Source organism: Streptomyces sp. NPDC054872 (genome assembly GCF_053610705.1).
In genome coordinates, this window is record NZ_JBSGYY010000038.1 from 43847 (window position 1) to 64569 (window position 20723).

General features: G+C 71.6%; 20 protein-coding genes. 12 read left to right on the forward strand and 8 right to left on the reverse strand.

Annotated elements, in window-relative coordinates:
• The first annotated feature begins 61 nt into the window (after nt 1-61).
• A complete protein-coding gene (locus ACWGIH_RS34310) occupies nt 62-565 on the forward strand; it encodes a GbsR/MarR family transcriptional regulator (RefSeq protein WP_453446102.1) in 504 nt (167 codons plus the stop codon).
• A 31-nt stretch (nt 566-596) separates the two neighbouring features.
• On the opposite strand, the gene ACWGIH_RS34315 is transcribed toward ACWGIH_RS34310, so the two are convergent.
• Complete coding sequence (locus ACWGIH_RS34315; protein WP_453446104.1) at nt 597-1457, reverse strand: diacylglycerol kinase family protein; 861 nt, start codon at nt 1455-1457, stop codon at nt 597-599.
• A gap of 131 nt (nt 1458-1588) precedes the next feature.
• Between ACWGIH_RS34315 and ACWGIH_RS34320 the strand changes: the two genes are divergently transcribed.
• On the forward strand, nt 1589-2872 hold the full coding sequence (locus ACWGIH_RS34320; protein WP_344520021.1) for an adenylosuccinate synthase: 1284 nt from the start codon (nt 1589-1591) through the stop codon (nt 2870-2872).
• On the opposite strand, the gene ACWGIH_RS34325 is transcribed toward ACWGIH_RS34320, so the two are convergent.
• The 4 genes from ACWGIH_RS34325 to ACWGIH_RS34340 all read right to left on the reverse strand — a co-directional run bounded on the left by ACWGIH_RS34325 (nt 2865) and on the right by ACWGIH_RS34340 (nt 7732).
• Complete coding sequence (locus ACWGIH_RS34325) at nt 2865-4412, reverse strand: substrate-binding domain-containing protein (RefSeq protein ID WP_453446106.1); 1548 nt, start codon at nt 4410-4412, stop codon at nt 2865-2867. The two genes, ACWGIH_RS34320 and ACWGIH_RS34325, sit on opposite strands and share 8 nt — an antisense overlap.
• Before the next feature lie 101 nt (nt 4413-4513).
• Nucleotides 4514-6541 carry a serine/threonine-protein kinase gene (locus ACWGIH_RS34330; RefSeq protein ID WP_453446108.1) on the reverse strand — a complete coding sequence of 676 codons (2028 nt, stop codon included), beginning with the start codon at nt 6539-6541 and terminating at the stop codon, nt 4514-4516.
• Nucleotides 6542-6620: 79 nt separating this feature from the next.
• The gene (locus tag ACWGIH_RS34335) at nt 6621-7139 is read right to left on the reverse strand and encodes a MarR family winged helix-turn-helix transcriptional regulator (RefSeq protein WP_453446109.1); all 519 of its coding nucleotides are present in this window, start codon (nt 7137-7139) and stop codon (nt 6621-6623) included.
• Entirely contained in the window at nt 7136-7732 is a 597-nt protein-coding gene (locus ACWGIH_RS34340) for a DJ-1/PfpI family protein (protein WP_453446111.1), read from the reverse strand. The genes ACWGIH_RS34335 and ACWGIH_RS34340 overlap by 4 nt, the downstream gene beginning before the upstream one ends.
• Nucleotides 7733-7883: 151 nt before the next feature.
• On the opposite strand from ACWGIH_RS34340, the gene ACWGIH_RS34345 reads away from it, so the two are divergent.
• Nucleotides 7884-8549 carry a DUF4956 domain-containing protein gene (locus ACWGIH_RS34345; RefSeq protein ID WP_453446113.1) on the forward strand — a complete coding sequence of 222 codons (666 nt, stop codon included), beginning with the start codon at nt 7884-7886 and terminating at the stop codon, nt 8547-8549.
• On the forward strand, nt 8546-9358 hold the full coding sequence (locus ACWGIH_RS34350) for a VTC domain-containing protein (protein ID WP_453446115.1): 813 nt from the start codon (nt 8546-8548) through the stop codon (nt 9356-9358). The genes ACWGIH_RS34345 and ACWGIH_RS34350 overlap by 4 nt, the downstream gene beginning before the upstream one ends.
• On the opposite strand, the gene ACWGIH_RS34355 is transcribed toward ACWGIH_RS34350, so the two are convergent.
• Together ACWGIH_RS34355 and ACWGIH_RS34360 are read right to left on the reverse strand one after the other, a co-directional pair.
• The gene (locus tag ACWGIH_RS34355; protein ID WP_453446116.1) at nt 9291-10631 is read right to left on the reverse strand and encodes a sensor histidine kinase; all 1341 of its coding nucleotides are present in this window, start codon (nt 10629-10631) and stop codon (nt 9291-9293) included. The two genes, ACWGIH_RS34350 and ACWGIH_RS34355, sit on opposite strands and share 68 nt — an antisense overlap.
• Nucleotides 10631-11374: a response regulator transcription factor gene (locus ACWGIH_RS34360; protein WP_453446118.1), complete on the reverse strand. Its 744-nt coding sequence runs from the start codon at nt 11372-11374 to the stop codon at nt 10631-10633. The genes ACWGIH_RS34355 and ACWGIH_RS34360 overlap by 1 nt, the downstream gene beginning before the upstream one ends.
• A 72-nt stretch (nt 11375-11446) precedes the next feature.
• On the opposite strand from ACWGIH_RS34360, the gene ACWGIH_RS34365 reads away from it, so the two are divergent.
• The 5 genes from ACWGIH_RS34365 (at nt 11447) to ACWGIH_RS34385 (ending at nt 17511) form a co-directional block, all read left to right on the forward strand.
• A complete protein-coding gene (locus tag ACWGIH_RS34365) occupies nt 11447-11941 on the forward strand; it encodes a hypothetical protein (RefSeq protein ID WP_453446119.1) in 495 nt (164 codons plus the stop codon).
• 165 nt (nt 11942-12106) lie between these two features.
• The gene (locus tag ACWGIH_RS34370; protein ID WP_453446121.1) at nt 12107-13474 is read left to right on the forward strand and encodes an aminotransferase class III-fold pyridoxal phosphate-dependent enzyme; all 1368 of its coding nucleotides are present in this window, start codon (nt 12107-12109) and stop codon (nt 13472-13474) included.
• Nucleotides 13475-13618: 144 nt separating this feature from the next.
• Entirely contained in the window at nt 13619-14332 is a 714-nt protein-coding gene (locus ACWGIH_RS34375) for a GntR family transcriptional regulator (protein WP_453446122.1), read from the forward strand.
• Complete coding sequence (locus ACWGIH_RS34380) at nt 14329-16758, forward strand: glycosyltransferase (RefSeq protein WP_453446124.1); 2430 nt, start codon at nt 14329-14331, stop codon at nt 16756-16758. The genes ACWGIH_RS34375 and ACWGIH_RS34380 overlap by 4 nt, the downstream gene beginning before the upstream one ends.
• A 102-nt stretch (nt 16759-16860) precedes the next feature.
• A complete protein-coding gene (locus tag ACWGIH_RS34385) occupies nt 16861-17511 on the forward strand; it encodes a hypothetical protein (protein WP_453446125.1) in 651 nt (216 codons plus the stop codon).
• A 179-nt stretch (nt 17512-17690) separates the two neighbouring features.
• Here the strand turns inward: ACWGIH_RS34385 and ACWGIH_RS34390 are convergent, their stop codons facing one another.
• Complete coding sequence (locus tag ACWGIH_RS34390; protein ID WP_453446127.1) at nt 17691-18485, reverse strand: SLATT domain-containing protein; 795 nt, start codon at nt 18483-18485, stop codon at nt 17691-17693.
• Between the two features lie 356 nt (nt 18486-18841).
• Here ACWGIH_RS34390 and ACWGIH_RS34395 point away from each other — a divergent pair, with 356 nt between their 5' ends.
• From ACWGIH_RS34395 to ACWGIH_RS34405, 3 genes are all read left to right on the forward strand, one after another.
• Entirely contained in the window at nt 18842-19183 is a 342-nt protein-coding gene (locus tag ACWGIH_RS34395; protein WP_190084082.1) for a YbaB/EbfC family nucleoid-associated protein, read from the forward strand.
• A gap of 79 nt (nt 19184-19262) precedes the next feature.
• Complete coding sequence (gene recR, locus ACWGIH_RS34400) at nt 19263-19862, forward strand: recombination mediator RecR (protein WP_125514107.1); 600 nt, start codon at nt 19263-19265, stop codon at nt 19860-19862.
• A complete protein-coding gene (locus ACWGIH_RS34405; RefSeq protein ID WP_453446129.1) occupies nt 19855-20616 on the forward strand; it encodes a DUF5063 domain-containing protein in 762 nt (253 codons plus the stop codon). The genes recR and ACWGIH_RS34405 overlap by 8 nt, the downstream gene beginning before the upstream one ends.
• Nucleotides 20617-20723 lie beyond the last annotated feature (107 nt).

Consider the following 20723-nt stretch of genomic DNA (forward strand, 5'->3'; position numbering starts at 1 on the left):
AAGCGTATAAACTTGGGTGCGCTGGAGGACCGCGCAACCGCACCGAGGAGAGGATCAGTACATGCCCAAGGAGCCGGCGCCGCTGCCGGGCGACCGGGACGGCGAGCTCGTCGGCCGCTTCGTCGAACAGTTCGCCTCGCAGCTGGTCGAGGCGGGCATGCCGAGGATGCCCGCCAGGATCTTCGCGGCGCTCCTCGCATCGGACTCGGGAGCGCTGACATCGGCGGAGCTCGGCGAGCGGCTCCAGGTCAGCCCGGCAGCCGTATCGGGCGCCGTCCGCTACCTCACGCAGCAGCACATGGTGACCCGGGAGCGCGAGCCCGGCTCGCGCCGGGACATCTTCCGGGTGCACAGCAACCAGTGGTACGAGGCGCTGGGCAGCCGGGAAGGGGTGCTCAAGCGCTGGGAGGCCGCCCTGCGCGACGGTGTCTCCAGCCTCGGCCCCGACACCCCGGCGGGGCAGCGCCTGGCCGAGACGCTCGCCTTCTTCGAGTTCATGCAGGAAGAGTTCGAAGCCATGATGGAACGCTGGCGAGTGCGCCGGGAGAGCTTGTTCGGCAAGTAGCGCTTCAGGGCAGGCGCGCGGCGACACAGCGTCAGACAGGCAGCGTCAAGCCCCAGGCACTGGCCCGCACCGACCACGTACGCGTGCGCACGGGACCGCCCACCACCGCGTCCGCCCGGTAGCGGAAATCCGCCCCCGACACCGTCACCGTCCGGGCCCGCACCCGCAGCGGCGACGCCTCGGCGCCCACTGACGAGGGGCGCACCTCCACCTCGGCGAGGCCGTCCTCGGCGGGGTTCACCGAGACCCCCTCGACCGGCTGGTCCAGGTCCACCACGACCACCCCGTCGGCCTCCACCCGCAGTCGCGCCGGAGCGGGCCCCGGCGCCGACGCCACCCGCGCGGGCCGCGCGGCGAGGGTGCGCACGAAGGACTGGCAGGTCCGCAGCCACGGGTGGCCGTCCATCGGTATGCCTCCGGGGACCGAGGCGACGACCGAGGGGATCCGGAGCTCCCCGAGGACCACTCCGTCCCGGTCGTCGACGAGCAGATCCAGCCGCCGCTCGGCCCCTTCGAGCACCGCACGCGCCGCCGCGACCGCCCCGGCGGGCACTCCGAGCGCCCGCGCGAGCGTTTGCGAGGCGCCCACGGGAACTACGGAGAGTGCGCATCGCGCGAGTTCCCGCTCCCGGTGGAGCACCCCCACGGCCCGCGCCAGAGCACGGTCGTCACCGATCACCACAGGGCGCCGCGCACCCCGTCTGGCCAGGGCTTTCGCAAAGTCCTCGGGGCTCTCGGGCAGGCAGACGCGAACGGACGCGCCCGCGCCGAGGACGTCCTTCGCGATCCTTACCGACTCACCGTCCGTGCGCCGGGCGACCGGGTCGATGACGACTAGCAGCTGGTCGCGAGCCGACAACGTGCGCCCCTTTTCTGAGTCCTCGGGTAGCATCTTTGTGCAAGAGCCCCTTGCGCTATTGCGCCAGGGGCTTCGTCTATTCCGGGGCAGCATCCAAGGCACACCCATATGGCGGCTACGGCCCCTGACCTTGGACATGCCCCGCCCGGAAGGGGTGTACGCCTGTGCCCGCACTTGTGCTGCTCGGTGCTCAGTGGGGTGACGAAGGCAAGGGAAAGGCCACTGACCTGCTCGGTGGCTCCGTGGACTATGTGGTGCGATACCAGGGCGGCAACAATGCCGGCCACACGGTCGTCGTAGGCGACCAGAAGTACGCGCTGCATCTCCTCCCTTCCGGGATTCTCTCCCCGGACTGCGTGCCTGTCATCGGCAACGGAGTCGTCGTCGACCCGTCGGTCCTGCTCTCCGAGCTGAGCGGTCTGAACGAGCGCGGCGTCGACACGTCGAAGCTGCTGATCAGCGGTAACGCGCACATCATCACGCCGTACAACGTGACCGTCGACAAGGTGACGGAACGCTTCCTCGGCAAGCGCAAGATCGGCACGACGGGCCGCGGCATCGGCCCGACGTACGCCGACAAGATCAACCGCACCGGCATCCGCGTCCAGGACCTCTACGACCAGTCGATCCTGGAGCAGAAGGTCGAGGCGGCCCTCGAGGTCAAGAACCAGCTCCTCACCAAGCTCTACAACCGCCGCGCCATCGAGGTCGGCCAGATCGTCGAGCAGCTCCTGGAGCACGGCGAGAACATCAAGCGGTACGTCGCCGACACCACGCTGATCCTCAACAACGCGCTCGACGAGGACAAGGTCGTCCTGTTCGAGGGCGGCCAGGGCACGCTCCTGGACGTGGACCACGGCACGTATCCCTTCGTCACCTCCTCGAACCCGACCGCGGGCGGCGCCTGCACGGGTACGGGCGTCGGCCCGACGAAGATCAGCCGCGTCATCGGCATCCTGAAGGCGTACACCACGCGTGTCGGCGCGGGCCCGTTCCCGACCGAGCTCTTCGACCAGGACGGCGAGGACCTGCGCCGCATCGGCGGCGAGCGCGGTGTCACGACCGGCCGTGACCGGCGCTGCGGCTGGTTCGACGCGCCGATCGCGCGGTACGCGACCCGCGTGAACGGCCTGACGGACTTCTTCCTCACGAAGCTGGACGTCCTGACGGGCTGGGAGCAGATCCCGGTCTGCGTGGCGTACGAGATCGACGGCAAGCGCGTCGAGGAACTCCCGTACAACCAGACCGACTTCCACCACGCGAAGCCCGTCTACGAGTACCTCCCCGGCTGGTCCGAGGACATCACCAAGGCCCAGACCTTCTCCGACCTGCCGAAGAACGCGCAGGGTTACGTGAAGGCCCTGGAGGAGATGTCCGGCGCCCCGATCTCCGCGATCGGTGTGGGCCCGGGCCGCACGGAGACGATCGAGATCAACTCGTTCATCTAGCGGATCGGTTCTCCCCGCACATCCGCAGTCCCACGGGCGTCTGGCACGGCAGATGCCCGTGGGTGCGGACCACGTCCTGTCCGTTTCCGCGGATCGCGTACGCGAGGAAGCTCGACGCCAGCGAGTCGGCGGGCGGGCTGCCGTAGGTGTAGGCGTACTCGATCTCGCGGTACGGGTAGCCGCTGGACTGGATGTGGTCGATGGTCGGGGTGTGGCCGTCCAGGCTCACGCGGCGCACGCCCTTGAGGGCGGTCGTGTCGCGCAGCTCGCTGTAGCCGACCGCGCCCGGGGTGGCGGCGACCGTGTCCAGGACCTGTTCCGTGGAGTCGAGTTCGCAGCGGATCACGGGCGCCCGGGGTCCGATGTCCTTCGTGAGGCAGTCGCTCGACGACTCCTGGATCTCCGGGGCGCCCTTGAGGACCCGCTGCTGGAGGGTGACCCGCGTACCGGAGCTCGACCCCCGGCTGACCAGGACCACCGGCAGGTCGGGGCCGCCCCGCAGCTCCTTCCAGTTGCGGATCTCGCCGGTGAAGAGGCGGCGTACGTCCCTCGTGGAGAGGTTCTCGACCGGCACCCTCTCGTTGAGGACGAGGGCGAACAGGGAGACCGCCACCCGCGTCTCGCTCAGCTGCGTGTAGCTGCCCGGGCGCGGCCCGTCGGAGAAGGCGATCACCGGTGGTGAGCCCTCGCCGGGCCCGGTGTCCGTCGCGGCAAGCTCCCTGACGCCGCCGCGGCTGCCGTGCGCGCTCACCTCGATGTCGGAGCCCTCGCAGGCCTTCATGTACTTCTCGGCGAGCTCGGTGGCCACCGGCTGGAACGCGGTCGACCCGGTCAGGGTGAGGCTTCCCGTCTCGCAGTACGACGGCGGCGGCTCGGCGTCGGGGCGCAGGATGAGGCCCGCGAGGCCGAGGATCACCAGGCTCAGCGCGATGGCCACCCGCTGCGACAGCCTGCTGAAGACGGGCGGCTTCTCGTCGGGCGCGGCGCTGTGGTTCTCGTGCGTCTCGCCGCCCTGGATGCCGCCGATGACCGTGTATCCGCTGTCCACGGGGCCGCCGGTCAGCAGGACCAGGAGCTTGTAGTACTCGCCCCGGTTGAGCGGCACGCGCGGGATGTGCAGCCTGCCGGACTCGTAGCCGAGGCCCGTGCCGGGCGCGAAGTGCTCCATCAGATGGTCCGCTTCGGGCGGCAGCGTCACCGCCACCGCGCGGATCGTGCGGTTCTCGAAGACCGCCGTCAGGCCGTGCGGCGAGCGGCCCGTGTAGTCGGCCACGTCGATCGGCAGCGAGCCGTCGTTCTCGACGCGGAGCAGCACCAGCGTCGCGTCCGACATCTCGGGGGCCTCGTCGAAGAGGCCGAGACGCGCGTTGGCGTCGCCCGTACGGACGTTGTCGCCTATCGCCGTGTCCATCTGCTTGCGGTAGCCGATGCGCTTGCGGCGCGGTACGCGGCGTTCGAGCAGCACGGGGACGAACGCGCCGGCGATGCCGACCAGGATGGCGAGCACGGCGATGATGTTTTCGGTGCTCAACCAGTTCATGGGCGGCACGGTAGGCGGCGGTGCCGGGCGTCGGACCCCGCTTGTCCGTCCGGACGTGATCTGTTCGCCCGGGGTTCAACTCGGCACGTCAGGCGGCTGGTTCAGCCCTCCTTGTCGTAGGTGAGGCCCTTGTCCGTGCCCGTGTTCTCCCGGTGCAGCCTGCCGTTCGAGAGCAGCGTCACCGTGCTCGCCTGGCCCGGCCTGCAGGAACTCGCGGGCTGCCCGACGATCACGTCCGTCGGCCCGATGCGCAGGGTGTTGCCGCTCACCGACTCCAACTTGCCCTGGAACACGCAGTGATACGTGCCGCCCGTGTCGGTCGGGCCGTCCGCCGTGATCGAGATGACGGTGTCGCCGACCTCTCCCTGCTGGAGGACGAGCTGACGGGAGTTGCTGCCCAGGTTGTTCTGGATGGACCCGCTCCAGGTGCCGAGGAACTTGTCCGGGACCGTGCCCTCCTCCTTGCCCTTGTCCTCCGACGCCGGTGACGTGGGCGGGTCGTCGGGCTCCGATGAGCCGCCGTCGGAGGGCGTGCCCGGCGTCGTGGGCGCGCTGTTGGACGGCGAGTCGGAGCTCGTGCCGCCCGCCTTCGTGCTGCCCTCGCCCTTCATCACCGCGTACACCGTGCCGCCCGCTCCGATGGCCACTATGACGGCGACCGCGATGAGCGCGGCGGTGGACCGGCCACTGCGGCGCGGGGGCTCGCCCTGAGGGTGGACAAGCGGGCCGTACGGAGGTGTGGGGCCGTACGGGGGCGTGGGGCCGTACGGGCCCTGCTGGGGGTAGCCGTAGCCGGGCGGTTGCTGGGGGTGCTGCTGTGGCTGGGGGTGCTGTTGGGGATAGCCGTACGCCTGCCCTGGCGGGGGAGTGGGCGGCGGTGTCTGCCCGGTGATCATCGTGGGGAGGTGGTCCAGGGGGGTCGCCTCGCCCGGCCTGCCCGGCGGCGGCGGGGTGTCACCGGCGGCGGGCGCCGGCCCGGCGCCGTTCCCCCCGGCGGCTGCGGAGGCCGCCGCGGCTCCGGCTGCGGCTGCTGCGGATCCGGCCGCCGCGGCCCCGGCCTGTCCCCCGGCGGAGTGGGAAGCGGCGCCCCCGCTCCCCGCGGCCAGCTCCTTCGGCGGCGCGAGCGACACCGGCGCACCGGGACCCTTCGCCGAGGGGTCCTTCGCCGAGGGGTCCTGCGTGGACGGTGCCTCCGCGCCGCCCTCGTCCGGATTCTCCGTGTCCAGCAACTGCACGGCGTGGCGGCCCAGTTGGGCCACCAGCGCGCCCGGCAGCCAAGGGTCCCGGGTCCGGCCGCCGTCGCCGAGCGTGTCCTCGGCCCCCGTCCGCTCGAGGAGCTGGGCCAGCGTCGGCCGGTCGGCGGGGTTCTTGCGCAGGCAGTCGCCGACCAGCTCGGCCAGCTCCTCGGGCAGCCCCTGAAGGTCCGGTTCCTCCTGCGCGATACGGAACATCATCGCGTGCACGCCGCTGTTGGCCGTGCCGAACGGCAGCGCGCCCGAAGCCGCGTACGCGAGGACCGAACCCAGGCAGAACACGTCGCAGGCCGGGGTGATCCGGTCGCCCCGCACCTGCTCGGGCGCCATGAAGCCGGGCGAACCGACGAGCGCGCCGGTGCGGGTCAGGCCGCCGTCGGTCACGGTTTCGAGGGCGCGGGCGATGCCGAAGTCGATGACGCGCGGCCCGTCGATCGTGACGAGCACGTTCGACGGCTTGAGGTCGCGGTGGATGAGGCCCGCCGCGTGGATGTCCTTGAGCGCGTTGGCGAGCCCGGCCGCCAGTATCTTCACGGACCGCTCGGGCAGCGGCCCGTGGTCCTGCGAGATGACGCTCTGCAGGGAGGGGCCCGCCACATATCCCGTGGCCAGCCACGGGATCGCCGCCTCGGTGTCCGCGTCGAGCACCGGCGCCGTCCACGCGCCGCCGACCCGCCGCGCCGCCTGCACCTCCTGCCGGAAGCGGTTCCTGAACTCCTCCTGCTCGGCGAGCTCTTCCCGCACGAGCTTCACCGCGACCGTCCGTCCTCGGTCGGATCGCGCGAGATAAACGTGTCCCATGCCGCCCGCGCCGAGTCGCGCGAGCAGTCGATAGGCGCCTATTCGCTGTGGATCCCCGGAACCCAGTTTCTCCATCGCCGCGCCGACCTCCCCCGTTGGTGTGCAACAGATCGAGGATAGTGGGGCGGCAGGACATCGGGGTGCGGACTGCCTGCTACGGCTCCGTAACGGGTTGTTCCGTATCCGCCGCCGCATTTCCTTCCATGCCGGGAAGGACTTTCCCGGCAAGCACTTCGGAAAGCCGCTCCAATACCCGTACGGTCTCCGCGAATTCCTCTTCGCCGAGTGCTTCCGCGAGCCGCGCGGCCACGTCCGCGTGCCCGGGGCTGATCCTGCGGACGGCGGCCAGGCCCTCGTCCGTGGGGCGCAGGATCTTGGCGCGGCGGTGGGCGGGGTTCGGCACGTACTCGGCGAGGCCGCGCCGCACGAGCAGATCGGCGATGCGCTGCACGCTCTGCCGGGTGATGCCCATCGAGCGGGCGATCCCGGCGACGGGCAGGGGCTCGCGCAGGACGGCGCCGAGCACCTGCCACCAGGCGGCGGTGAGCCCGCCCGGCTTGGCAAGGTCGTCCGCCACGGAGAGGAACTGTCCGTTGAGCCTGAAGACCCCGAGGGCGGTGCGGGAGAACAGCTCCTGCTGCTCCCGCACCCCGCGGTCCGCGTCGCCGCTCACGCTTCGAGCACCTCGTAGGCGGAGGCGTCCGAGTCGTGGAACAGGCGGTACCAGGCGTCGAGTTTCGCGCCCTCGAAGGCGCCGAGCCGCCCGAGGATCTCCCGCGCGAAGGCCACGGGTTCGGTCGGCCCCGCCGTGGTCAGCCCGCCGTCGGTGACGGCGTCCACGTCCACGTACCGCTCGCCGCCCTTGTAGCCGGTGGCCGCGAGGTAGAACGACACCGCGCTGGTGTGCGCGCGGTCGTCGAGCAGCCCCTCCTTGGCGAGGCCGGCGGTGGCCCCGCAGATCGCGGCGACCGGGATGTCCGCGTCGAGGAAGGCGCGGGCCGTGCGGCCGAAGGGGGCCAGGTCGTCGCCCGCGTCCCACAGGTCGGCGCCCGGCAGGATCAGCAGCGCGCTGTCCTCGGGCCGCAGGTCGGCGAGGGCCAGGTCGGGCTGGATGCGGACGCCGCCCGCCGTGGTGACGAGCGCCGACGGGTCCGCGGCGACGGTGCGGATCTCGTATCCGGCGCGGGCGAGGAACGCCGTGGCGAATCCGGTCTCCCAGTCGGCGAGCGTGTCGTAAACGGCGAGGTGCACGGGCTTGCGGGACATGGCTGCCTCCGTTGGCTGGGCTCCGTCGGGCTGTTATGTAAGTATGCTGTCATCTCGACAGCATGCTGTCAATAGTGTGCGAGGATCCGGCTCCGGCCCGTTAACCCTCACCGGGGGCGCCCTTAACCCGCCGATCCCTAGCGTCCTGGTCATGGACAGCGCAGAGAACCTCGGACAGATGGCCGCCCACCTCGGCCTCGACCTGGTGGCCGTGACCCTCCTGACCTTCGGGGTCTTCTATCCGCGGCACCGCAGAAGGGAGTTGGTCCCCGCCTATCTCGCCCTGAACGTCGCGCTCTTCGCGGTCGTCTCCGCCCTCGCGAGCGCAGGCGGCAACGGCGGGCTCGCGCTCGGGTTCGGGCTCTTCGGGGTGCTCTCCATCGTGCGGCTCCGCTCGGACGCCCTGCAGCACCAGGAAGTGGCGTACTACTTCATCACCCTCGTCCTGGGTCTCCTCTGCGGGCTTCCGGGCCTGGACCTGCCGGTCGCCGCCGGGCTCGCGGCGGTGCTGCTCCTGGTGATGTACGGCGCCGACCACCCCCGCCTCTTCGCCGGTGACCGGCGCGCGGTCGTCACCCTGGACGCCGTGTACCGCGAGGAGACCGAGCTCCGCGCCGAACTGGCGCGGCGCCTCGGGCAGCCGCTCGGCTGGAACGTCCGGGAAGTCGACTACGTACGGGACCTGATGGTTCTGGAAGTCCGTTTCCGGCAACCGGAACCTTCGGAGCGGTCCGGGGAGTTCGTACGTACGACACCACGACGCCGCACGACCCGGTCCCGCACGCCTGCCGTCCCCCACCAGAAGGAGACCGTGTGAACCCCGCCGTACGCGCCATCGGACGGGCCGCGCTCGCCGCGCACCCCATCGCGCTTGACGAGGTGAACGCGCGGGCGGAGCTGCTCGCCCGCTACGACAACAGCTACCTCGTGCCGGTCGAGATCTTCGACGACCTGGCCGCGCTGCTCACGGACCCGCGCCGCGCATCGGGCCCCTTCCGGGCCCTGAGCATCGGAGGCAAGCGCTGGTTCGGCTACCACTCGACGTACTACGACACCCCCGATCTCCTGACCTACCACCACCACCGGCAGGGCAGACGGCTGCGCTACCGCATCCGGGAGCGCGTCTACCAGGACAGCGGGGAGCGGCAGTTCGAGATCAAGCTGAAGAGCGGCCGCGGCGAGACGGTCAAGCACCGCCAGCGTCTCCGGGGCGAGGACCGCGTGCTCGACGCCGAGCGGCAGGGGTTCCTCGCCGGGGTGCTGAGCGGGTCGTACGGGATCGAGGCGCCCGGCGGGCTGACCAGGGCGCTGGTCACCGAGTACCAGCGGGCGACCTTCGTGGCCGACGGCCAGCGGATCACCTGCGACGCGGGGCTCGTCGTGCGGGACGTGGCCACCGGGCGGTCGGTGGCGGCCGACTCCGGGCTCGTCCTGGTGGAGACCAAGACGAAGGGGCATCTGACGGAGGCGGACCGGGTGCTTCACCGGTACGGGGTGCGGGCCGCGGACTTCACGAAGTACTGCGGCGGGTTCGCCGCGCTGCGGCCCGAGTTGGGGGTCAACCGGTGGGCCCGGGCCGTCCGGGTCGCGTTTCCGCGGGCCGCGGGGGCGCCTGCGGGAAGGTGAGGGTCACGCGGGTGCCGCGGGTGGCGTCCGACGTGATGTCGAAGGTGCCGCCGGCGTCCTCGGCCGTGCGGCGCGCGATGTCCAGGCCGAGTCCGGTGGAGCCGCCGCCGCTGGCGCCGCGTGCGGCCGCGTACGTGGGCGGGAGACCGGGGCCCTCGTCGGCGACGGTGAGCTCGGTCCTGCCCGCCGGGGTGGCGCGGACGGTGATGCGGAGCGGGGTGCCCTGGGGGGTGTGGTCGAGGACGTTGCCGATGAGGGCGTCGATGGCGGCGGCCAGATCGTCCTCGGGAACGGGAACGGGGCGCGCGTCCTCCCCGGCCGCGATCTCGGTCGTGCGCCCCTGATCCTCGGCGAGCGGCAGCCAGAACGTGGCACGTTCGCGCGTCACGGCGGCCAGGTCCGCGTACGGGGCGTCCCTAAAGGTCCTGCGGGCCTTGCGGATCACGTCGTCGACACTGCGCTCCAGGGCGGCGACGTCCGCGGCGATGCGGTGCGCCTCCTCGGTGTCGCGGAGGGTCTCGGCGTCCAGTCGCAGGGCGGCGACGGGGGTACGCAGGCGGTGGGCGAGGTCGGCGGCGTTCTCGCGCTCGGCGGCGAGGAGTTCGTCGATGCGGGTGGCGAGGCGGTTCAGCTCGCCCGCGACGAGGCGCAGTTCGGGCGGGCCCTCGGGAGTGGCGCGTGCCGTGAGGTCGCCGGCGGCGAGCCGGTCCGCGGTGCCGGCCAAACGGCGGGTGGCGCCGACCAGACGGGCGCCGAGGCGGTCGGCGAGGAGCAGCCCGATGAGTACGAGGCCGACCCCGATCCCGGCGAGCACGAGCCAGGACGTCATGGTGCCCGCGTACAACTGGCGCTCGGTCACCGTGACTTGCACGACGGCGGTGCCGCCGGTCGCGCCCTGGACGGGGACGAGGACCTGACGGCCACCGGTGGAGGGTTCGTAGGTGAAGGCGCGGCCGGTGCGGGCCAGACGGACGGCGTCCGAGACGCGGCCCCTGGGCCCCGGCCCGATGACGGCGCCGTCCCCGAGGACGATCGAGGTGGTGGGCAGATCCTGGGTGTTGACGCTCTCCACGGTCTGCTCGGCGGTCTCGCGCTCGTCGGGACCGGCGAGCGCGGGCCCGAGCGCATGCGCCACACACTGGGCACGTGCGGTGGCCTCGGCGGTGGTGCGGTCGGCGGCGTGAGTGCGGGTGAGGAGCGTGAGGGGCACGAGGAGAGCGGTGAGCACGAGGGCGGTGGTGGCGGCGGTGAGGAGGAGGAGCCTGCGCCGCATCAGCGGGCCCCGGGGCCTTGGGCGGGGGTTTCCGCGCCGTCGGACGCCTCCGGTTCGGACGCCTCCGGTGGGGTCAGCTTCACGCCCACCGTGCGGACCGTATGGAGGTAGCGGGGGGCCTGAGCCGTCTCGCCGAGTTTTCTGCGGAGCCACGAGAGGTGGACGTCCACCGTCTTGTCGGCGCCGCCCAGGGGCTGCTGCCAGACCTCGGCGAGGAGTTCGCGACGGGATATCACCTGGCCGGTGCGGTGCGCGAGGTAGGTGAGGAGGTCGAACTCACGCGGGGTGAGATCCAAGGGGCGGCCGTCCAGGGTGACTTCGCGGGAGGCCGGGTCGATGGCCAGGCCCCCGACACGCAGGGGCTCCTCCGCCACGTCGGGCGAGCCGAGCCGGCGCAGGACGGCCTTGACGCGGGCGTCCAACTGGGCGGCGCCGAACGGCTTGACGATGTAGTCGTCGGCCCCGTCCTCCAGGATCGCCACCATCTCCGGTTCGTCGTCGCGCGCGGTCGCGACGATGACGGGTACGTCACTGACGGCGCGGAGCATGCGCAGGACCTGCCCGCCGTCCACGTCCGGCAGCCCCAGGTCGAGCACGACGAGGTCGGGGCGGTGAGTGACCGCCGCGTCCAGGCCCGCCATGCCGCTGGGCGCGGTGGCGACGGCGTGCCCTTTGTCGCGCAGGGCCCGCACCAGGGCGCCGCGCAGCTGGGGATCGTCCTCCACGACAAGAAGATGGGCCATACATCCACCGTAGTCAGGTGCTTTGGGCAGCTCTTAACCGGGCGTTAGGAAACTGTGCGGCACAGTGGCCCGATGAGGAAGTGGCGGAGCGCGGTGGTGACCGCGGCATGGGTCGGGGTGGGTACGGCCGCCGGGGCGCTCGGCGCCTGGCAGTTGGCCACTTCGGACGGCGGCGGCGCGGCACACAGCCGTCCCCTGGACGAGGGCGCGGTGGAGAGAGCGCTCGCGGCGACATCGGCGTCGCCACCGGCCTCCTCCTCCCGGCCCGCGTCGCCTTCGCCGTCCGCGACGCCCTCGAAGACGCCCCCCGACCGCTCCACCCTGCGGTTCACGGGCGGGACGGCGACGGTCGAGTGCAGGGACGACGGGACGGTGTATCTCGTCTCGTGGAGCCCGGCGGACGGCTTCCACATCGACGACGACGTGGAACGGGGCCCGGGCGTGGTGGCCCGCCTGGAGGCGGAACCGAGCGATGACGACGACGAGCGGGACGATCTGCCGTACGAGATCCGCTGCGGGGAGGGCGGGGAGCCGCGGGCGAGGGTGGTGGCGGACGCGGACGATTGATCCAGCCCGCCCGGCGTTCGGTTTTCCAGCCCGGCCGGTGGTTGGTCTTTCAGCCCGTCCGGCGTTTGAGGACGAACGGCCCCGACACACTGTCCAGTGCCCCCCGCCCCCGCGAAACAGACCGCCCATGTCCCGTCCACTCCGTGGACATTTACCCTCGCCCACATGACCCCTCAGCCGAACCCGAACCCCCAGGTCGGCGCCGCCGTGAAGGCAGCAGACCGCGCGCACGTGTTCCACTCCTGGTCCGCACAGGAGCTGATCGACCCCCTCGCCGTAGCCGGCGCCGAGGGCTCGTACTTCTGGGACTACGACGGCAACCGCTACCTCGACTTCACCAGTGGCCTCGTCTTCACCAACATCGGATACCAGCACCCCAAGGTCGTCGCCGCCATCCAGAAGCAGGCGGCCGAGATGACGACCTTCGCCCCCGCCTTCGCCGTGGAAGCCCGCTCCGAGGCCGCACGCCTCATCGCCGAGCGGACCCCCGGCGACCTCGACAAGATCTTCTTCACCAACGGCGGCGCCGAGGCCGTGGAGAACGCGACCCGCATGGCGCGCCTGCACACCGGCCGCCCCAAGGTCCTCTCCGCCTACCGCTCGTACCACGGCGGCACCTCCACCGCGATCAACCTCACCGGCGACCCCCGCCGCTGGGCCTCCGACAACGGCACGTCGGGCGTCGTCCACTTCTGGGCGCCGTTCCTCTACCGCAGCCCCTTCTACGCCGAGAACGAGCGGCAGGAGTGCGAGCGAGCCCTCCAGCACCTCGAGGACACCATCGCCTTCGAGGGCCCGCAGACGATCGCGGCGATCATCCTCGAATCCGTCCCGGGCACGGCGGGCATCATGATCCCGCCGCCGGGTTACCTCAAGGGCGTGCGCGAGATCTGCGACCGCCACGGCATCGTCTTCGTCCTCGACGAGGTGATGGCGGGCTTCGGCCGCACGGGCAAGTGGTTCGCCGCCGATCACTTCGACGGCGGGATCGTGCCCGACCTGCTCACCTTCGCGAAGGGCGTGAACTCCGGTTACGTCCCGCTCGGCGGCGTCGCGATCTCCTCCGCCATCGCCGAGACGTTCGCCCGCAGGCCCTACCCGGGCGGTCTCACCTACTCCGGGCACCCCCTGGCCTGCGCCGCCGCCGTCGCGACGATCAACGTCATGGAGGACGAGGGCGTCGTCGAGAACGCCGCCCGCGTCGGGACGGAGATCATCGCCCCCGCCCTCGCGGAGCTCGCCGAGCGGCACCCGAGCGTCGGCGAGGTCCGCGGCCTCGGCATGTTCTGGGCCCTGGAGCTGGTCAAGGACAAGCAGACCCGCGAGCCCCTCGTCCCGTACAACGCCACGGGCGAGGCGGCGGCCCCGATGGCCGCGTTCGGCGCCGCCGCGAAGAAGCAGGGCCTGTGGCCCTTCATCAACATGAACCGCACCCACGTGGTCCCCCCGTGCAACATCACGGACACGGAGGCCAAGGAGGGCCTCGCGGCGCTGGACGTAGCGCTGACGGAAGCGGACAAGCACACGGTGTAACCGCCTCCATGGCGCACCCCGTGCGGGGCACCCGCCGCCGGGCGCCGGGAAACCGGACGCCCGGGGCCGGGAACTCCGACCGCGTAGTCTGACGTGCTCGTAAGCGAACGACGACCACCGAGACGACTCCGCGAGGGAACCCAGATGCCCGGCACCGACGGCTCCGCCGTCATCCGCAGCACTCTGCGCCAGCAGATCGCCGACGCGCTGCGCGACGAGATCCTCGGCGGCCGTCTGGAGCCGGGGCAGGAGTTCACGGTCAAGGAGATCGCCGAGCAGTACGGCGTCTCCGCGACCCCGGTCCGCGAGGCCCTGGTGAACCTCGCCGCGCAGGGCCTCCTGGACGCCGACCAGCACCGCGGCTACCGCGTCCACGAGCACTCCCTCGCCGACTACCGCGGCATGCTGGAGGCCCGCGGGCTCGTCGCCGACGGAATCTTCCGCGACCTCGCGAAGAACGGCACCCCGCTGGGACCCAAGAGCCAGAAGGAGACCACCGCCGCGCTGATCTCCGTACGCCGCCGTGGCGAGGAAGCGGCGCGCGCCGCCTGCGCGGGTGACCTGAACGTCCTCATCGGCTACGACCTGCGCTTCTGGCGCGAGCTCAGCGCCCTCTTCGGCAACCCCTACCTCTCGGACTTCCTGCACCGCATCCGCGTCCAGTCCTGGGTCTGTGCCGTCACCTACCTGCGCCGCGCCGTCGAACGCGGCGACGGCGACCTGCGCGGCACCCTGTGGGCCCGGCACACCGAGCTCGTCGACGCCCTGGCGCACCGCGACCCCATGGCCGCGCACGCGATCATCGACGAGTACAACGCCCACTCACTCGCCCTCATCGAGCGGCTGGCCGCTGCATGAGCGTGGATCTGACTGTCGTCGTCCCCGCCTACAACGAGGAGCGGCGCCTGGCCCCCACGCTCGCCGCGATCCGGGCGTATCTGGAGGGCGGGTCCGAAGGCGGCGACCGCGGCACCCGGTGGGAGCTGATCGTCGTGGACGACGGCTCCACCGACGGCACTCTCGACATCGCGGCCGACGCCGAGGCCGCCGACCCCCGTGTCCGGCTCATCCACTCCGGCCGCAACCGCGGCAAGGGACACGCCCTGCGCCTGGGCGTCCTGGCCTCGCGCGGCGACCGCGTCCTGATCACCGACGCCGATCTGGCCACGCCCATCGAGGAGCTGGAGTGCCTCGACAAGGCGCTCTCCGACGGCCACGAGGCAGCGATCGGGTCCCGCGCGGGTGCCGGCGCCACGATCGAGGCCCACCAGCACCGCCTGCGCGAACTCCTCGGCCGTACCGGCAACTTCCTGATACGAACGGTCGCCGTCCCCGGAGTCCGCGACACCCAGTGCGGCTTCAAGCTCTTCGACGGCGACCGTGCCCGCGAGGCCTTCGCCGCGTCCCGTCTGCGCGGCTGGGGCATAGACGTCGAGATACTGCAGTACTTCCGCCGCTCCGGCTGGCCGGTCGCCGAGGTGCCGGTGCGCTGGGCGCACCAGGAGGGCTCGAAGGTCCGCCCGTTCGACTACGTGAAGGTCCTCGCCGAGCTGACCTCGCTCAAGGCCCGTACGGTCCGGCCGAAGGACCTGCTCGTGGCGGCGTTCTTCCTGGCCATGGCGGTCACCCTCTACTCGGGCCGCTGGGTCGCGCCCGGCGCCCGCTATCTCCCCGACTCCCTCCAGGACCAGAACCAGTGGGAGTGGTTCTTCGCGGTGACGGCGGACAACGTCCGCCACCTCCAGAACCCCCTCTTCACGCATCTCCAGAACTTTCCCGACGGCGTGAACCTCATGGCCAACACGGTCATGCTCGGCCTCTCCGTCCCCTTCGCCCCCGTGACCTGGCTCTTCGGTCCGGCCGTCGCCCTCAACGCGGCGATGACGCTGGGCCTGGCCGCCACCGGGGTCGCCTGGTACTGGCTGATCCGCAAGCGTCTCGTACGCCACCGGGGCGCGGCAGCCGTCGGCGCGGCACTGGCGGCCTTCGCGCCACCGATGATCAGCCACGCGCACGCGCACCCGAACTTCATGGTCCTGTTCATGATCCCGCCGATCATCGACAGGGCGCTGCGGCTCTGCGAGGGCCGCAGGGTCGTACGGGACGGGGTCGTCCTCGGGCTCTTCACGACGTACCAGATCTTCCTCGGCGAGGAGCCGCTGCTGCTCGCGGCGGTGGGCATGCTGCTGTTCGCCGCGGCGTACGGCGCGGTGCGCCGTGACGTGGCGAGGGAAACGTTCCGCCCCTTGGCGCGCGGCCTCGGAGTGGCGGTGGCCGTGACCCTGCCGCTGGTCGCGTTCCCGCTCTACTGGCAGTTCTTCGGGCCGCAGAGCTACACGAGCGTGCTGCACGGCGACAACGCCGGGAACAGTCCGCTGGCGCTCATCTCCTTCGCGGAACGCTCGCTGGCGGGCAACGAGGAGACGGCGGCCGCCCTCTCCCAGAACCCGACCGAGCAGAACGCGTTCTACGGCTGGCCCCTGGTCGCGCTGGCCTTCGCGATCGTCGTACGTCTCTGGGAGCGGGCGGTGGTGAAGGCGCTGGCCTGCACGGTCATCGCGGCGGCCGTCCTCTCGCTGGGCCCGAGGTTCCGCATCCCGCTGACGGACGTCGTGCTGCCAGGACCCTGGGCGCCCCTCGCTCACGCGCCCCTCTTCGAGTCGGTCATCGAGTCGCGGGTGGCCATGGTGTGCGCCCCGGCGCTCGGCATGCTGGTGGCCCTCGCGCTGGCCGATCTCCTCACCTCCGCGCGCCGCATGACGGCCGCGCGGTACGCGGGCGTGGCCGCGGTCGCCCTCGCGCTGCTTCCGATCGTGCCGGCGCCGCTGAAGGCGGTGGAGCGGGCGCGGCCCCCGGAGTTCATCGCCGACGGGACGTGGCGCCAGTACGTGGGGGAGGGCGAGACCCTCGTACCGATACCGCTGCCGGACCCGGCAGGCGCGGAGGCGCTGCACTGGCAGACCACCGCAGGACTGGGCTTCAGCCTGCCCGGCGGCTACTTCAACGGGCCGTGGGGGCCGGACCGTATCGGCATCTACGGCGCGTCGCCCCGCAACACCTCCAACCTCCTGCGGGACGTCCGCTCGGCGGGCCGCGCCCCGCAGATCACGGACGCGTGGCGCAGGGCGGCGCGCGAGGATCTGGCGTACTGGAAGGCGGGCGTCCTGGTCCTGGCGCCGCAGGAGCACGACGCCGAACTGCGGGTGACGGTGGAGGAACTCCTTGACCGCCCCGGAAAGTGGGTAGACGGGGTGTGGATCTGGGATTTGCACGAGGGGAGCTAGGGGCGTCCGCCCGGACTACGCTGCCTGCACGCGAGGAACGTCCGACGTCCGATATGCCGTCCCCGTACGAGCCTGCTCATGAACCTGACCTGAGGAGCACCCTTGGCCTGTGACCTGTGGCTGGTCCCGCTCGTCGACGTGCTGTGCCACAGCCCCGACAATCCCTTCGCGGAGGAGATCGCGACGTACGACAAGGCGCTGCACGAGGCCGGCCTGCCGCCCGTTCCCGTCTTCGCCTACATGCCGGGCCTCTCCGGGGACGTGGCCCCGGTCGCGGGCTTCGACTACGACGCGCTGCACTTCCTGCGCCGGGCGTATCTGCTCCAGGTCTGCGGCCTCGAGGTCACGCCGGTGGACGAACTGGGCGGGGACTACGAGCAGTTGCTGGAGATGTTCGACGCGACGGCCCAGCAGTCGCATCTGGTCTGGCACTACGACCACGCGGGGGCGTACGTCCCCGTCGACTTCCCCGCCCCGCTCTCGAACGACGAACTGCTCTCGGGCGGAGGGCCGTTGGGCTCGTCCCAGGCGCTGCTCCGGGAACTGGAGTTCGTGGCCCCGTCGATCGGCATCGACGCGGCCAACCCCCCGCGCCCGCCGACCCCGCCCGAGGCCCCCACCTCCCTGGAGGAACCGGCGGCCCCGGCCCCACCGGACGACAGCCCCTTCGCGAGGGAACGTCACGTATGGCTGGGCCTGCACGCGGCGACCACCCGGAGCCTGGCCCAGGGATCCATGATCATCTACAGCTGACCGGGGGGCGGTCTTTCAGCCCGTCCGGCGTTCGAGGACGAACTCGGCGGAGCCGGTGATCCACCGAGCCACGTACGGGGTCTGGGGCCCAGCCCCAGTTTCGGGAAGGGGCGGGATCGGGGAAAGCCCCGCAGGGCCCGCCCTGACCCGCACCCGCCCCACGCCCCCGCCGGGGGCCCTCACCGCGGCTCAGGCGGACGCTGCCGAGGCATGTTCGGGCGCGCCCCCGGCGGCAGAGCGGCCCGGACAGGCGAGGCGCCCGCCTCCCCACGGGAGGCCGGAACCACCGCCTGCATGGCCAGCGGCGCGGGCCCCGACCGGAACTCCACCATCCAGTCCGCGGTCTCGGCCCGCACGAGCTCTGTCACATCCTCCGAGAACCGCCGAAGCACCCCGAGACACCGCTCGGCGGCCTCACTGGCGGTCCCCTCGGTGGGCCCGAGGACCTCCCGCACACTCTCCGACGCCCAGTCGAACTGCAGCACCTGGAGCCGCCGCTGCACGGCCTGCGCGGTGGCCACGTCCCGCATCCACCCGGACGTCAGACCGAAGAACCGGTCGCACGCCACGCACGCCGCCCCCGCGAGCAACGAGACGAACCCCCAGGTGGCGAGACCCCCCACCGCCCCCGCCAGATCGAGCAGCGGAAGAACCCCCGCGCCGACGGCCCCCGTGGCCGCCCCCACCCGCGCGAGCCGCGCCCCGCGCCGCTTCCAGGCCCGGTCGGACAGGTACCACTCCGCGGTGTTGAGCGCCCCGCGCTCCACCCACCGGTACAGCTCGTCGAGCCGCTGGGCGGGCTCGCCCCAGTCGCCGAGGGGAAAGGCCCGCCCCGTCAGATCCCCGGTCCGAGAGCCGTCCCCACCCCCGGAAGCCCCACCGGGAGCACCCCCAGGAGTGCCCTGGTGCGCACCCGCCCCGGCACCCTGCCCCTCCTGGGGCACCCCCTCGGGCTGCATCTCCGGCTGGCTCACCCGGCACTCCCTCTTACCTCTACGAGATCCCTGACTGTCACCTGCGGCAGTTCCTTACGGTGCTCGCACTGTGACAGTTGGTACTGATGGCGCTTGTGGTGCTGACGCGACTGATGTCATCTGCTCATGCGCATGCGCAGCCCCAGTCCTACCGCCCAATGGGTGGCCCTGAGCCCGTTTTCGCGGTATTTCCGCCCGGAAGAGGTGCTTGATCAGGTATAGGGAGACGGTCGGTCTCACTCGAAAGAGTGCTGGGGCGAGGGCACCCTGGACCACGTAGGCTCATTCCAGGTGGAAAAAGCATCGCCAGACCCGCCGAACAGACCTACCAGCAGACCGACGAACAGGAGCTGATCGTGATCCCCGGTGGTGGCCAGCCCGACATGCAGCAACTGCTCCAGCAGGCCCAGAAGATGCAGCAGGACCTCGCGACCGCGCAGGAGGAGCTCGCGCGCACCGAGGTCGAAGGCCAGGCGGGCGGCGGCCTCGTCAAGGCGACGGTCACCGGTTCCGGTGAGCTGCGCGGCCTGGTGATCGACCCCAAGGCGGTCGACCCGGAGGACACCGAGACCCTCGCGGACCTGGTCGTCGCGGCGGTCCAGGCGGCGAACGAGAACGCGCAGGCGCTCCAGCAGCAGAAGCTGGGCCCGCTGGCACAGGGCCTGGGCGGCGGAGGCATCCCGGGCCTTCCCTTCTAAGAGGGCCACGGGCCAACTACCGTACGTATCAAAGCTCGATACTCGGCAACGGCAAGAACAGGAAAGGGAAAGGCACCCCGTGTACGAAGGCGTGGTTCAGGACCTCATCGACGAGTTGGGCAGGCTGCCCGGCGTCGGTCCCAAGAGCGCGCAGCGGATCGCCTTCCACATCCTGCAGACGGAGCCGACGGACGTACGCCGCCTCGCCCACGCCCTCCTTGAGGTGAAGGACAAGGTCCGCTTCTGCGCGACCTGCGGGAACGTCGCGCAGGAAGAGCTCTGCAACATCTGCCGCGACCCGCGCCGCGACCTCAGCGTCATCTGCGTGGTCGAGGAGCCGAAGGACGTCGTGGCGATCGAGCGTACGCGCGAGTTCCGGGGGAAGTACCACGTACTGGGCGGAGCGATCAGCCCGATCGAGGGGGTCGGACCGGACGACCTGCGCATACGAGAACTCCTCGCGCGCCTGGCGGACGGCACGGTCACGGAGCTGATTCTGGCCACGGACCCGAACCTGGAGGGCGAGGCGACGGCGACGTACCTCGCACGGATGATCAAGCCCATGGGCCTGAAGGTCACCCGCCTGGCCAGCGGGCTCCCTGTCGGGGGAGATCTGGAATACGCGGACGAGGTCACCCTGGGCCGCGCCTTCGAGGGGAGACGACTCCTAGATGTCTGAGAAGCAGCAAGAGAAGTCCACGAATCCGGCGGAAACCCCGGCCCCGGCAGCGGCAGCGGCCCCCGCGACGTCACCGGCCGCGGCCCCGGGCGCCGAGCCAACCGTCCTGCTGCACGCCTCCGCCCAGGACCCGGACTCCTTCGCGGTGCAGATCTCGGATCAGATCGAGAGCTTCATCGTGGCGGTGACGGAGGTCGCGAAGGGCGACGAGCCGGACTCGGCCGTGCCCTTCCTCCTCCTGGAGGTCTCCCAGCTCCTCCTCGCCGGCGGCCGCCTGGGCGCGCACGAGGACATCCTCCCCGAGGAGCGCTACGAACCGGACCTCGGCCCGGAGCGCGACGTGGACGACCTGCGCGAACGCCTGGCCGCCATGCTGGAGCCGGTGGACGTCTACTCCGAGGTCTTCGACCCGTACGAACCGCGCAAGGCCCCGGTGGCGGCCCGCATCTCCGACGACCTCGCGGACGTCGTCGCGGACCTCTCCCACGGCCTGGCCCACTACCGCGCGGGCCGCACGACCGAGGCCCTGTGGTGGTGGCAGTTCTCGTACTTCTCCAACTGGGGCTCCACGGCCTCGGCGACCCTGCGCGCCCTCCAGTCCCTGGTGGCCCACGTCCGCCTGAACCAGCCCCTTGAGGACCTCAACGGCCTGGACACGGACGAGGACCTGGCAGAGGAGGCCCTGGCGGAGGCGGCGGGCAAGGTCATGGCGGAGGAGATCGCCGGGCCCCTGGGCCTCAGGACGGTCAAGTAGCTTCCGGGAGGAGCCGGGCGCCGGGGCCTTCGCCCCGCCCGCCCCCCCCCGGCGGCTCGCTGTGACCCGCCCCACTTTCCGGAGTGTCCGACTCCCCGCTGGGCATG